This window comes from Paenibacillus sp. BR1-192, assembly GCF_029542445.1.
Taxonomy (GTDB): Bacteria; Bacillota; Bacilli; order Paenibacillales; family Paenibacillaceae; genus Paenibacillus_AQ; species Paenibacillus_AQ lautus_A.
In genome coordinates this window covers 7,007,195-7,021,685 of sequence record NZ_CP120718.1, presented here as the reverse complement: position 1 = coordinate 7,021,685, position 14,491 = coordinate 7,007,195, and the positions used below count along the sequence as shown (strand labels likewise).

The following is a 14,491-nucleotide window of genomic DNA, read 5'->3' as shown; positions in this document are numbered from 1 at the left end:
GGTTTATAGCGTTTGCTTTTGTTCGATCCTGGTTTTGCTTTTCATCGGCATGAATAATGTGATAACTAACGCGATGACGGCCAGGATCATCATGAAGGAATAGGCGTCGCTTGCCCCTAAAATGGAAGTAAGGGATTTAAGGAGCTCAGCAGTCGTTGTAGGATTGTTCTGCATCACATCAGCTGCATGGCCGGTTGCTTGCACGGTATAAATCGTGATCACAACGGCAGTACCAATGGCGCCGGCTATTTGGCGAACGGTATTGTTCACCGCGGTACCGTGCGTACCGAGGTGTTTGGGCAGCGCATTGAGTCCGGCCGTATTGAGCGGCATGGTAATGAAGCTTAATCCGATCCGCAGGCCAATGGTACGAATCATCAAATACATATACGTGGTCGATTCAGATAAATCTGTTACTTACATTATTTTTATGAATACCGGAAAATTTTCGTCGTGTTGGTTGAGCATACGGGCTTCAAAACCCACTTGTCGAACCTATTGAAAAACACGATAGAACAACGCAGAGACGCAAGAAACATCCATTCCACAAGTCGGGTTGCCTCCGTTGATATTGTGGCCTCATCACTTCTGGGGATTATTATGTGGTGGATTAAGGATGGTACCGAGCATAGCGCAGAATACATTGCGGATCAGATTACCTTGATGTATAGAAGAAAGTATTTGTAACCGATCAGGCACAAGAGGTAAAGCTTGGAACGTTAGAACCAACGTGCATTCATTGCAAATATCCCCAGTCCTCTATATCATGGACGTATCGTATGTAAATGCCTATAAAAGGAGATACATCCGCGGAACTGCACTGGGAAATCATCGAAAAATATTAGTGACAGCCAGTTTAGATATCCTGGCCGGGAGGAGAAGAACATGCATACATGGGAAAGCTTAATGAAGCAATTAGAGCAGCTGGGCATTGACGGAAAAGGGACCTTGCTGGTCCATTCTTCCATGAAGAGCATGGGGCCGGTCGAAGGCGGCGCGGACACGGTCCTCGATGCGCTGACAGCGTATATGAAAGAGGGGCTGCTGGTGCTGCCCACCCACACGTGGTCTTATATCAATGCGGATAATCCGAAATTTTACGTAGACCAATCTCCATCCTGCGTCGGAATCCTGCCGGAGCTTTTTCGCAAACGTCCGGATGTGGTGCGTTCGCTGCACCCCACGCATTCCGTGGCGGCACTGGGCCAGGATGCCATCCCGTTCACAAACGACGACCATCGTTTCGACACGCCATGCGCTAGAGGATCCGCTTGGGGCAAGCTGCTTGACCGCAAGGCGACGATTTTGTTAGTGGGTGTCGATTTAAAACGCAACACCTTTATTCATGGAGTCGAGGAGTGGGTGGACATCCCGGGCAGGTTAACGGATGGCCATGAGAAGCTGTACACGGTTTTACCGGATGGAACGGAAATCCCGGTGCCTTCCCGCAGACATTGCGGGTTGTCGTGGTCGGAGCATTTTTGGAAGGTCGATGAGGTCCTGGAAAGTCGGGGCGCGATGCATAAGGGGCATCTTGGCGATGCCGTCGTCCGGGTATGCGATGCGACCGCGGTGGCGGATGTCATAACGGAAATGCTCAAGGACAATCCGGACTTGTTCTCGGATAATCAACCCTTGGACCATACCATGCATAACGTTTAGAACGAGGACCTTCATCGTATGTGACTTCGATGGATGGGAAGATGGATGTTAAGAATAAACCAGCCGTCTTGTAACGCTGCATCCATTTTCCCGTTCATCTTCTCAACTAACTGTTTAGACAGATAAAGGCCGATCCCGCTGGATTCCGTGTTCGTTCTGCTGGCGACCTGACCGAATATACGCGAGGGAAGTTTTTACATTAGGTGGCAGGTGGGCATAATGGAACCATTGCATGCGATAGAAAGGAAGAAATGGCATGTCTACGGAAACGAATCATCCCTGTGTCATCTTGCCAGAAGAGCAAGCGCCCGAAGATATGCAGCATTGCGAACGCTGCGAATTGTGCAGACAGCGGAATCGCGTCATCTGGGGGGAAGGCAATCCGCAAGGCTCGCTGATGATGATCCTGGATAATCCGGGAGCCCGGGAGGATCGGGAGGGTAACCCGTTCTTGTGCGGGACCCGGGAAACCCTCCAACTCGGCATGAGGGAAGCGGGCATGGATATCCACTCGGTTTACGTCACCTATTTGCTGAAACGCCGGCCAACCCGTGCTTATGATAAGCCTGCAACCCGAGCGGCATGCCTTCCGCATTTGCAGTCGCAGCTCCTTCAGAAGCAGCCGCTCGTATTGTTTGGCTTTGGCAATGTCGTAGTCGAAGGATTATTCCCGCAGAAGGAGAATGCCACCGTCAAGGAGTTGCGGGGGAGCTGGCATGAATTTGAAGGAATCCCGATTGGCTTTACCTATCATCCGCTGGCCGTTAGAAGAAGACCCAATTTGCTAAGATTCTTTGTCGAGGATTTGAAAGGTTTGATGGCGAAGTGGGAGGAGAGAGCAGGGAGGGAGACATAAGAAGGAGCGAACGCATCCGGCGTTCGCTCCTTTTGCTGCAGTTTATTTCATCAAGGTCTCCATAAAATGCTCCCTCAGCGATTACAAATAAATCCTCCGCGCTTCCTCATTAAAGAACGCAATCACGTTGGTATAATCAGCAATCTCGATCCGGTGATGCCGCAGGATCTTCTGCATAAAGATAGCATCCGTAAAAAGGGAATTAATCATTCTCTCGCACCATACCGGCGTATCTTTAAAATAATCCACCAAATGATGAATTTGCTCAAACTCAAAATAAAGGACATAACAGGTATAATTCTGAAGCAGCATACGGAAGCAATGATCACGGTAAGGGGTGGAGCGAGCGTCCGAGAGGAAATCGCTCATGATCCCGAATAGCGTCGTTTTATCCACCGAATGCATGTGCATAAAACCATCAACGTCATTGATCAGCCGCAATAGGGCCTCTAATCCTTCTTCCGGTGGCATCTCCAGCTTGGCCGATTTGCCCTCGATGGACCTTAACAGCTCCAACGTAAGATCTTGGCATGCCTGGATTTCACGGGGAGCAATGAATATTTGATCTTTGTGCTTGTCGAGATGCTCGCTGTAGTAATCGTGATATGCAGTTACATAATGCTCAACATGAATGTTGGTTTTGGTATGGATCAAATCCTGCCCGCGGAATGAATAGGCGTAGAGGGTCTCCTCATTAACCGGGTGCGCGTATAGGTAGAAAAAGAAGAAAAAGTCTCTTAATTGCAGCCTCTGTTCCTCGTTCAAGCCGGTGACACCGTTCAATTGAGACAACTGAAAGAAACCATAGCTCTTCATGAAATCATTCATGGCATTGTACGGGTTGATCTTGGCTATGGACGTCGTTGCATTGATCGTAAACAGCAGATAATAGAATACCAATTCATCATAGACGTCCAGCTGTTTAAAAGAGTCGGACAGCACAGGCTTCCAGTCCGGACTCGCAACATAATGGGCGTCCCTCGGCTGCAATTCATGCGTCCACTCCACAAAAGCCTCATCGTTACGCTCGGCAAAGAATAATGCAGCGCCACCGTCCTCAAGAAGGCCGTATTCAAAGCCGCCTATCGGAGTGGACGGTAATCCTCTATTGAATTTCAGATTGAGATATTCGTTATATAGGAATTGAAGTTTCATCGGTCATATCCTCGGTTCGTAAAGGTTTCATTCATCAGGAACACGGCAGTAGCTAACACGGATCCTTAATAGATATTCAACATCCAGCAGGGCATTCCTCTAGTTTCGCGGCAGGTGGACGTTATCTAAGCAGCGACATGCCAAGCCTTCTTTCATAAACGACGGATCCTCGAAAACCTGCGATACGGTTCTGCGCGTTCTCTTCAGCAAAACCTCTTGTTTGCCTCTGGATCTCCTATGCGGGCAAGTTGAAGGATTCGGCACATCCACTCCCATGCCTAGCGACTCTGCAACACGTTCGGTGGGGACGAACGGAATCCAGCCTGCCGTTTCCGGCACAGCCCATCCATGCCGTCTTGGTACAGCAGTGCTCGTTCACAGAGCTGCAGAATGCAATTGCCGGGTTTACGGAAACGGTGTACACTGGGTGCCGAAGTGACCATTATAGAACAGGGTGTGTTACATATTTTCAGACTGCGCCAATTTTATTTAAACCATCTGAAGCGAAAGATGTTCAACAAAATCGTCGTGCTGTATTCGGCCGTCATGATCGTGCTGTTCGCGATTGCGGCGACCTTGGTCTATCAATACCAAACGCAGCGCATACTCCGTGAGCAGACGGATGCGAATCTCAAATCCGCGCATGTCCTGAATATCTATTTGAGCCGGCAGTATGAGAGCATCCAGAATATATTCCAGCAGATTTACGGCGACGCCACGCTGAGCGACGAGCTGATCTATTTTTTGAACAACGAATATGAGAGTTACCTCAAATACCGCCTGGATTTGTACACAAAGACGGGGGAGCAGCGTTTGCGGTCCTTCAATACCCTGCTGAAGAATTACCTGGAGCAGGAGCCCAGCGCCAAAAGCGTGTCCATCTACAGTTATCCGAACGATTTTTATATGCACATCAGCCGGACCAACCAGCAGCTGAATAATGAATCCGGTTCCAAAAGCAAGTGGGAGAACTGGTTCGCCCGCCGGGAGCAGCACAGCTGGGATACCATGCCGCTAAACGAGCTTTCAGGTTCAGCCGCAGGCTCCGGTGCAAGGTCCTATTCCTATTCGCGAGAGCTGAAGGACCCTTGGACCCTGGAACGGGTAGGCATGTTGAACGTGGAGTTCGACGCCCGGCAAATATCGACCTGGCTCGAGAGCAGAGCTTCGGTCAAAGGCCGGATCATGGTGTTGAACGCCCAGGGAACCGTGATTTACGACTCGGAGGATGTGTATTACGGTCAAACCTATCCCTACCACTTGGAACCGGAAAAGGCCGGAGACTGGGTGGAGCTGGATGAACCCTCCAAGGTGAACATGTTGAATGTCGGGAATGCGGGCTTGTCGGTGGTGGGAATCGTGTCGAAATCCTCGATCGAGGAGAACACGGAGAGTTTGAGGACCGGACTGATCCTGGTCACGCTTGTGTTTATGGCGGCCAGCTTTGCGATTACGTTCACGATCGTTCGAAAATTCTCCAAAAAAGTGCAGCGGATCATCCGCTCGATGAACCGCATCGGCGAAGGCGATCTGTCGACGCGCATCCAGATGTCCGGCGAAGACGAGCTTCAGCAAATTTCCCGCCGGTTCAACGACATGGGCGACCGATTGGAGCAATATATCGATAAGATGTACACCTCGGAAATCAAGCAAAAAAACGCGGAGCTGGTTGCCCTGCAGTCGCAGATCAATCCCCATTTTCTATACAATACGCTGGAGTCTATTCGCATGAAGGCGTATTTCGTGGGGGCGAAGGAAGTGGGCCAAATGATATACAGCCTGTCGGTCATGTTCAAGAACATGGTGAAGAAGAGCACGATGGTTACCGTTGAAGAGGAGATCGATATGTGCTCGGTTTACCTCGACTTGTTCCGCATCCGCTATGAAGGGCGACTGGAGACGGAAATCGAGGTCGATCCGGAAATCCAAAACCTCAGCATTATCAAGCTGCTCGTCCAGCCGATCGTGGAAAACTATATCGTTCACGGATTCCGTCCGCTTGAGGACAACAATAAAATTTCAGTCCGTGCCCACGGGGCGGAGGACCGGGTCGTGATTACCGTCTCGGACAATGGAACGGGCATACCGGAGGAGAAGCTGATCCAGATCCGCCAGACGCTGGACAAGGTTCTCCAGCCTCCCGACAAGGGCTACCGGTCGATCGGGCTGATGAACGTGCATGAACGGATCGTTCTGAATTACGGAAGCGATTACGGAGTGACCATCCGCAGCACGGAGGGGCAGGGAACCGAGGTTCGCATGGAAATACCGAAGCTTCGCAAGGGGGAGACGACATGAGGAGCGTGTTTTTTGTTGATGATGAGCCTTTGATTGCTCAGGGATTGGCCACGATTGTGGATTGGCAGGAATACGATCTGCACGTGTCCGGTTCGGCCAACGATGGGCTGCAGGCGCTGGAGAAATTGAGGGAAGAGCCTGTGGATCTGCTGATCACGGATATTATGATGCCAAGAATGAACGGACTTGAACTCATTAAGAAGGTGAAAGCCATGCATCCCCGCACCAAGTTCATTGTGCTCAGCGGGTATGAGGAATTCGAATATGTGAAGATAGGGATCACGCTCGGCATCCAAAATTACATTCTGAAGCCGATCAACATCGAGGAGCTGGAAGCGACGATCAAGCATATTCGGGGCGATTGGGAACGCGAGGAGCTGAAGCGGTTTCGCTCCGAGGAGGATTGGAAGATTCTCCGCAGCAATATTTTGCAGCGATGGGTGAGTGGCGAAATCAAAAGCTCGGAGCTCAAGCAAAGAGCCGAACTTCTCGGCATTCCGCTGCATTATCCGTCTTACCAGGTTAACGTGCTGCGGCTCATATCCGACGAGCGCTCGGTATCGCAGCTCTATCGCCTGACCAGCCTGGCGGATGAATGCTGCCGGGCTCTTTCGGAGGAGCTCGGGGGAGATCATGAGGTCATTTGTTTTCCCGATGCGGATGACGACATCGTTGTTTTGACGGCCTCGATGAAGGAGCGGAAGGATGCTGCGCGGGAAGGGATGAGAGGAGCCATGGCCAAGCTGCGGCAGTTGACCGGCTTGCGCATGTGGTGCGCCGAAGGTCATGCGGCTGTCCATGATTTTAAAGATATTCAGGAGAGCTACAGGCTAGCGAAAGGCCACTTCAACGCCCGCCTGATTGCAGGAGATGAAGAGACCTTGTACCATCCGCCTGCGGAACCGGAGTCCGATCCGGCATCTTCGCCGTCGGTTCGCCCCGATGCCTTCGCGAAGCTGCTGATCGAAGGCGATGTTTCGTCCTTGCAGGCCTACATCGAATCCGTTCTTGACGGCGGCAGCGGGGCGCAGACGGTACCCAGGGGAGCCTGCATGAATGCGGCTGTCCAATTGATGATAGCGGCAAAGGATGTGGAGAAAAGCCCCGACTACAGCGAAGTGTTCACGCCAATGCACCGGATTAATACGCTCCAGGGGCTCCGAAGCCATGTATGGCGCATTGTCGAGCGCAGCCTCCAGCGCCTGCAGGAAGCGGAACAGGGGTACAGCCCCCATGTATCGTTCCTTGTCGAGCAGGTGCAGCACCATTATCCGGAAGAGCTATCCTTGAAGACGCTGAGCCAGCGGCTGCAGATGCATCCGAATTATTTGGGGCAGCTCTTTCAGCAGGAGGTCGGCGCAAGCTTTTCGGATTATTTGAACCATTACCGCATCGAGAAAGCGACGCAGCTCCTGCTGCATACCGATCAGAAGACGGCGGATATCGCTTTCAGCGTAGGTTACACGGACAGCTCGTACTTTTACAGGCAGTTCAAAAAATATACGGGCGTATCTCCAACCGAGATGAGGTCCATGTATCGGATCTAACACCAACGTTTCTCTTTGCGACAGGCTCAAGGCGAATCCGCTTTGGCCTGTTTTTCTTGTTGTTTGTGAAGGATTCTTTAATTTATCCATCCCGTTCTAGTATTTTTCAACTTGAGGGCGGTAGCGCTTACTTGGCACAATAAAAGTAGTTAAAGGACGAGTGAGAAGATAACGGCCGGCTCTTGGATAAAGCCGCATTGACAACGATCATGGGACATTTTAAAGCTTCGGTCGCATCACTTACATTTAACAGGGAAGAGGAGGAGTGCCCATGTCGGGGTTCATCAAAAAGGTTATACGCAACCGGTTCATGCTGCTGATGATACTGCCCGGAACCATTTGGTTTCTGATCTTTGCATACTTGCCCATGTTCGGCACCGTGCTCGCGTTTAAGGATTTCCGCATCAGCCCGGACGGTTTCTTCGCCAGCGTGTTCAACAGCGAATGGGTAGGATTCAAAAACTTCGAGTATCTGTTTACGACCAATGATGCCTATATCATTACGAGAAATACGATTCTTTATAACCTCGCCTTTATCATTCTGGGCCTGGTCATTGCGGTCGGGTTTGCGATCATGCTAAGCGAGCTTGTCAACAAGCGGACGGCCAAGGTATATCAGACCGGTATGTTTCTGCCGCATTTTTTGTCGTGGGTCATCATCAGTTATTTTGCGTTCACCTTTCTGAGCGTGGACAAAGGAACGCTGAACCAAATCATTACCTATTTCGGAGGAGAGCCGATCAGCTGGTATTCGGAAGCGAAGTATTGGCCCTTCATCATCATTTTTGTCGGCATCTGGAAAGGCGTAGGCTACAACAGCGTTATTTATCTTGCGGCTATCACAGGGATCGACAAGTCTTATTATGAAGCGGCCGTCATCGACGGCGCCAGCAAGTGGAAGCAGGTGCGGTACATCACCATTCCGCTGCTGAAGCCGCTCATGATCATCCTGACCATACTGGCGATCGGCGGCATCTTCCGTTCCGATTTCGGATTGTTCTACCAGCTTCCGAAGGATTCGGGCGCGCTGTACCCGGTTACGAACGTCATCGATACCTTCGTCTACCGCGGTCTGATCAACATGGGAGACATCGGCATGAGCACGGCAGCGGGCTTGTACCAATCGTTTGTCGGACTGGTTCTGATTCTGGTTGCCAATTATATCGTTCGAAAAATCGAAAAAGATCATGCGATCTTCTAATCCGAGGGAGGTGTAACTTCAATGTCGCAGCTATCAACGCAAACCGCCCGCCAGTCGGCCAAGCGTTCAAGGAAGAGAGACTATAATGCCATCTCCCCTTTGTGGAATACGATTTTCAATATCGTGATCGGGCTCTTCTCGTTCTCCTGTATCTTTCCGTTCCTATTTGTTATCATTATTTCCCTGACGGACGAACAGACGCTGGTCCTGGAAGGCTTTAGGCTGCTGCCGAGCCAGTTCAGCACGGCCGCGTACGAGTATATTTTCAAAACGGGAAGCGAATTGCTGTCCTCATTCGGCTTGACGCTCCTGGTCACGGTGCTGGGAACGCTGGTGAGTCTGGCGCTGGTTACGACCTATGCGTATGCCTTGTCCCGCCGAAACTTTGAATTTAGAGGGTTTTTCAGCTTTCTGGCGTTCTTCACCATGTTGTTCTCGGGCGGCATGGTACCGGGTTATATCGTGATGACCCAGTTCCTGCATCTGCAGAACACGATCTGGGCGCTGATCTTTCCGCTATCCTTGAGCGCGTTCTCCATCATCGTCATGAGGACCTTTTTTCAAACGACGATTCCGGATGAGATTATCGAGTCCGCCAAAATCGATGGCGCCGGCGAATTTCTGACCTTTATCCGTATCGTCCTGCCGGTCTCGCTGCCGGGGATCGCCACCATCGGCTTGTTCAGCTCATTGGGCTACTGGAACGACTGGTTTAACGCCTTGCTGTACTATAACAATCCGCAGGCGACGCCACCGCTGCAGTTCATGCTCATGCAGATCGAGAAGAACATGGACTTCCTAACGAAGAATGCGCAGAATATCGGCTCGTTCGATGTGGCCGCCGGCCTGCCGACGGAGACGGTAAGGATGGCGATGGTCGTATTGGCCACGCTGCCGATCGTCATGGCGTATCCGTTCTTCCAGCGGTATTTTGTCCAGGGTCTGACCGTAGGCTCGGTCAAAGGATAATTTCATAAGGTTGAACCCGCAAGCGCACACTGCCGGAGAAATCCGGCTTTCATGTCCCGGGTGTGTAAGCGGTATCAATATAGCAATAACCATTAAGTGACACAGGGGGAAAAACTCATGTTTAAGAAGAAGATTTCTTTACTGTCCCTTGCTCTCGTGCTTCTGCTGACCGTTGTACTGTCGGCCTGCGGCAGCAAGGAAGGCGGCAGTAAGCCAAGTGAACCAGCGAAGGAAGAGGCGGCTGTCCAAAGCGACGGCACCATTGATGCCTCCAAACTGGATCCGGTCAAACTGAAAATGTACATGATTGGGCCAAATCAGAAAGACCTGCCTATGGTTCAAGAGGAAATCAATAAATATTTGACGGAAAAAATCAATGCAACGATCGAAATCAGCATGATCGACTGGGGCGATTACAGCCAGCGGATGCAGGTGATTACGAGCTCCGGCGAGAATTACGACATCGCCTTCACCAGCTCGTGGGCGTTCGATTACCTTCCAAATGCGGCAAAAGGCGCGTTTAAGCCGCTGAACGAACTGCTCGATCAGTACGGAAAAGGCATTAAGGAAGTACTGGATCCCCGTTTCCTGGAAGGAACGAAGGTTAACGGCGTCAACTATGGCATCCCGGCCAACAAGGAACTGGCACAGCAATTTGTATGGCGCTTCAACAAAAAGTATCTGGATAAGTACAACCTGGACATTTCCAAGGTGACCACGCTTGAAGATCTGGAACCGCTTCTCAAAACGATTAAAGAGAACGAGCCTGCGGAAATTACGCCGCTTGCCGTACCGAAAGGCTTTAAACCGTACATGCCGTTTGACTACCCGCTCGGCGATGAAATTCCGATCGGCATGTATCTGGACACCGAGGACTTTAAATTCGTGAATTTGCTGGATTCGCCTGAATTGAAATCGGCGCTGACGACCATGCGCAAATACTATAAAGCGGGCTATGTGCGTGAGGACATTGCAACGCTGGACGGCATCGACAACATCAAAACCGGCAAATGGCTCGTGGACCGCGAAATTACGCAGCCATACGCAGAGCTTGGCTGGTCCAGAAACGCGGGCTATGACATCGTGACCAGACCGATGCATGATCCTGTCATTTACACCAGCTCCGCAGCAGGTTCGATGATGGCCATTTCTTCTTACTCCAAAAATTCGGAGCGGGCGATGATGTTCCTGAACCTGCTGAACACGGACGTGAAACTCCGGAACATGATTCAATACGGCTTGGAAGGAACGCACTACAAGAAGCTTGAAGAGCCGTATATCGAGGATATGCCTGCCATGCAGGAGAACTACGCGATGCCTGGTTTCGCGCTCGGCAACATGTTCCTGACGTACCTTCACGAAGGCGAGCCGAAGGACAAATGGGAAGCATTCGAGAAATTCAACACCTCTGCCGTAGTGGCGCCTACGTTCGGCTTTAATTTCGACACGGCTCCGGTCAAAACGGAGGTCGCGGCCATCACGAACGTAGCCAAGGAATTTATTCCGGCGCTGTACACCGGCTCCGTCGATCCTGAAGAATATCTGCCGAAAGCTAAACAAAAGTTCCAGGATGCCGGCATCGACAAAGTGATCGCCGAAGCTCAAAAGCAGTTCGATGAGTGGAAGGCTCAAAACAAGTAATCCGTAAAGGGTATGAAGGGTAGAAGCGGCTGTTCCTTACGGCCGTTTCTCTCTGTCCTTTCTTTCTTCACCGAAAAAGGCTCCAATGTCCGTAAGCGAAATGATCTTCGAATAATAGGAGGTTTTCCCATGAAACGAATCAAACCGGATTATTACGCAAGAACCCAGTGGAAGCGCAGAATGGCGGCATGGATGAGCACGGCTTTGCTTGCCGCATCCCTGACGGGCTTTGCCGGAGAAGCCGAAGCGGCCCAGCCGCATTCGTCGTATTGGTATCCGAACACGCTGCTGGAATGGTCGCCGTCCAAGGACAAGGATGCCCGTTTTAACCGGGGAACGGTGAAGCTGGAGGATCAGCGCATCCAAGGAAGCAAAGTAAACGGCAACGCCAAGGAAGAAGTAAAGGTGCTATCGATCGCTTCCATGTATCCGAGCACAAGCGGAGCTCCTTCGCAAGGCTCGGAGAAGTTCCATACCTATACGTTCAGCAATTGGCAGTACATCGACAAGCTGGTCATGTGGGGCGGCTCCGCAGGCGAAGGATTAATCGTTCCGCCAAGCAGCGACGTCATCGATGCGGCCCATAAGAATGGGGTTCCTGTTTTTGGAACCGTTTTCTTGCCGCAAACCGAGCACGGAGGCAAAATCCAGTGGCTGCATGATCTGTTAAAGCAGCGGGAGGACGGTTCTTTCCCGGTTGCGGATAAGCTGATCGAGGTAGCGGCGTACTACGGATTCGACGGCTGGTTCATCAATCAGGAAACGCAGGGCGGAACGCCGGAAGATGCGGCCAAGATGGCTAAGTTTCTGACTTACTTGCAGCAGAACCAAGGACCCGGCATGGAAGTGATCTGGTACGATTCCATGATCAAGGAGGGACCGGTGAAGTGGCAGGGGGCCCTGACGGATAAGAACGAAATGTTCTTCCAACAGGGAAATCAGCGGGTTTCCGACAACATGTTCATCGATTTCCGCTGGCAGTTCAAAGACGAGAAGAACGGCCAATACGATTACATTACTCCGTTCTTGAACTCCCCGGCCAAAGCGGCGGAGCTTGGCCGCAGTCCGTATGATCTATATGCCGGCATCGACGTGGAGGCGAAAGGCTACGAAGGCAGGTTCAATTGGCCGGTTCTGTTCCCGGACGGGAAGAAAGCCACGACCTCCCTGGGCATTTACCGTCCGGATTGGGCGTACAACAGCTCCGAAACCCATGAGGAGTACATGAATAAGGAGCAGATTTTCTGGGTGGGACCCGGAATGAATCCAGCGAACACGTCACAGCCTGCAGGGACCTGGAGAGGGATTGCCCATGATGTCGTTGCAAAAACCGTGCTGACCGACTCCGAATTCGTCACCCATTTCAATACGGGCAACGGCCATTTGTTTGCGGTGGACGGCAAAGTGATGCGAAGCCGCGATTGGAGCAACCGGAGCCTGCAGGATATTTTGCCGACCTGGCGATGGATCGCGGAGACTAACGGCAAAGGCGAGGCCCTGAAACCGGGATTTGATTTCGGCAAGTCCTATTACGGCGGCAGCTCGCTTCAAGTGGCGGGTGCCGTAAGCAAAGGCTCCTCCACCCATCTCAAGCTGTATAAGGCGAATATCCCGGTGGAAGCGACCACGGAAGTATCACTCGTGTATGCCGACAATGCCAAGGACGCCAAGGTGAAGATCGGCTTGGCATTTTCCGATGCGCCGGATCGGTACGAATTTTTCGAGCCTGGCAAGTGGACCGCCACGGGCGCGAATCAGGATTGGAAGCAGGGAAGCGTCAAGCTGAACAAGTATAAAGGCCGCACGATTGCCGGAATCTCGCTTCAATTCGAGTCCGCGGCGGATCAGGAGGATTATCGGGCCAACATCGGCCGCCTGGCGGTTACGCAGGTGAACGACAAGGCGAAGAAACCGCACGCGGTAACCGATTTGAAGGTTATCGAGAATGATTTCCGCGATGGAATATATGGTGATGCGCGCTTGTCGTGGGAAGCGCCGAAACAGAATGAAGACGTACTGTACTATCAGGTTTATCGCATCCATCCGGACGGCAAGTACGAACTGATGGGCATGACGGGAAATACCGTTTATTACGTACCGGAAATGAAGCGTTCGCTTAAGGAGGAGGCAACCAAAATGGTTGTGATTCCGGTAAACCGCCACTACCAGCAAGGAAAGGCGGCATCCGCCAGCTTCGACTGGCCGGAATATCCGAAGCCGACGGCAGCCTTCAAGGCGGATAAAACCCTGATTGCGCCGGGAGAAACGGTGCAATTCACGGATCTTTCCTCGGAAGTGACGGAGTCCTGGAGCTGGAGCTTCCCTGGCGGGCAGCCGGCGTCCAGTACGGACCAGCATCCTAAAGTGACCTATTCCGAGGAAGGAACGTACGAGGTCACGCTGACCGCTAAAAATAGTGTTGGCGAGGATCGGATCCAGAAGAAGCTCATCACGGTAACACAGGAAGCCGAGAATGGCGTCGGCAACCTTGCTCTTGGCAAAAGCGCGTCCGCATCCAGCTTCGTGAACGAGAAGGAAGGGCCGCCATTTGCAGTGGACGGCAATGCCGCCACCAAATGGTGTGCCGTCGGAGACGGGCCGCACTGGCTGACGGTAGACTTGGGAGCCGAGCACAAAGTCAGCGAATTCGTGATCAAGCACGCGGAAGCCGGAGGCGAGCCTGCCGCGTTCAACACGCGGGCTTTCTCCATTCAAGTAAGCTCGGACGGCAAGGAGTGGAAGGATGCCGTCTCGGTCAAAGACAACACGCAAGGGATCAGCAGCCATGCCATCGAACTTACCTCCGCACGGTACGTGCGTCTTCAGATCGAGAAGGCGACACAGGGCGGGGACACGGCTGCACGGATTTACGATGTTGAAGTGCTGGGCTTGAAATAGTACGGATGACTAGAAAGAGTGTTTCCCTTCATGGGGGAACACTCTTTTTTGGTTATTTATATCGTCCCGATCCGTCATAGAAGCGCCGTTTAGGCCCCTGAGCCAGCGTGTCGTGTATAGATTTTGTATAGATAGGGTTGTTAATCTGATGTAGGACAGTATATGGATGCTGCGCAAATGACACAAGCTGAGGACGGCATTGATGGCAAGAATGCTGAAAGTGACCGGTCTGACCGATAAATAATGAGTAGAACAAACAACCAT

At 51.8% G+C, this 14,491-nt stretch carries 10 protein-coding genes and 1 pseudogene; 9 read left to right on the top strand and 2 right to left on the bottom strand.

All coding sequences use genetic code 11. The features are described 5' to 3' along the window. Positions 1–3 precede the first annotated feature (3 nt). Positions 4–417, bottom strand: a pseudogene (locus tag P0X86_RS32220) (MFS transporter); the annotation flags it as partial. On the opposite strand from P0X86_RS32220, the gene P0X86_RS32215 reads away from it, so the two are divergent. The 3 genes from P0X86_RS32215 (at position 409) to P0X86_RS32205 (ending at position 2,518) form a co-directional block, all read left to right on the top strand. Next, positions 409–687, top strand: a complete 279-nt coding sequence (locus P0X86_RS32215; protein WP_481858316.1) for a TetR-like C-terminal domain-containing protein — start codon at positions 409–411, stop codon at positions 685–687. The pseudogene P0X86_RS32220 and the gene P0X86_RS32215 overlap by 9 nt on opposite strands. A gap of 198 nt (positions 688–885) precedes the next feature. Further along, the gene (locus P0X86_RS32210) at positions 886–1,662 is read left to right on the top strand and encodes an AAC(3) family N-acetyltransferase (RefSeq protein WP_277747385.1); all 777 of its coding nucleotides are present in this window, start codon (positions 886–888) and stop codon (positions 1,660–1,662) included. A 256-nt stretch (positions 1,663–1,918) separates the two neighbouring features. After that, positions 1,919–2,518 carry a uracil-DNA glycosylase gene (locus tag P0X86_RS32205; protein ID WP_277747384.1) on the top strand — a complete coding sequence of 200 codons (600 nt, stop codon included), beginning with the start codon at positions 1,919–1,921 and terminating at the stop codon, positions 2,516–2,518. An 81-nt stretch (positions 2,519–2,599) separates the two neighbouring features. Here the strand turns inward: P0X86_RS32205 and P0X86_RS32200 are convergent, their stop codons facing one another. Further along, on the bottom strand, positions 2,600–3,673 hold the full coding sequence (locus P0X86_RS32200; protein ID WP_277747383.1) for a hypothetical protein: 1,074 nt from the start codon (positions 3,671–3,673) through the stop codon (positions 2,600–2,602). A gap of 435 nt (positions 3,674–4,108) precedes the next feature. On the opposite strand from P0X86_RS32200, the gene P0X86_RS32195 reads away from it, so the two are divergent. From P0X86_RS32195 to P0X86_RS32170, 6 genes are all read left to right on the top strand, one after another. Continuing rightward, a complete protein-coding gene (locus P0X86_RS32195; protein WP_277747382.1) occupies positions 4,109–5,971 on the top strand; it encodes a sensor histidine kinase in 1,863 nt (620 codons plus the stop codon). After that, positions 5,968–7,518 (top strand): response regulator transcription factor, encoded by a 1,551-nt coding sequence (locus P0X86_RS32190; protein WP_277747381.1) that lies wholly within the window; start codon positions 5,968–5,970, stop codon positions 7,516–7,518. Before P0X86_RS32195 ends, P0X86_RS32190 begins: the two co-directional genes overlap by 4 nt. Positions 7,519–7,789: 271 nt before the next feature. Next, positions 7,790–8,719 carry an ABC transporter permease gene (locus tag P0X86_RS32185; RefSeq protein ID WP_009590960.1) on the top strand — a complete coding sequence of 310 codons (930 nt, stop codon included), beginning with the start codon at positions 7,790–7,792 and terminating at the stop codon, positions 8,717–8,719. Positions 8,720–8,740: 21 nt separating this feature from the next. Continuing rightward, complete coding sequence (locus P0X86_RS32180) at positions 8,741–9,688, top strand: carbohydrate ABC transporter permease (RefSeq protein WP_009590967.1); 948 nt, start codon at positions 8,741–8,743, stop codon at positions 9,686–9,688. A gap of 117 nt (positions 9,689–9,805) precedes the next feature. Continuing rightward, positions 9,806–11,329: an ABC transporter substrate-binding protein gene (locus P0X86_RS32175; protein WP_096777216.1), complete on the top strand. Its 1,524-nt coding sequence runs from the start codon at positions 9,806–9,808 to the stop codon at positions 11,327–11,329. Between the two features lie 129 nt (positions 11,330–11,458). Then, positions 11,459–14,227, top strand: coding sequence for an endo-beta-N-acetylglucosaminidase (locus P0X86_RS32170; protein WP_277747380.1), 2,769 nt, complete (start codon positions 11,459–11,461; stop codon positions 14,225–14,227). Positions 14,228–14,491 lie beyond the last annotated feature (264 nt).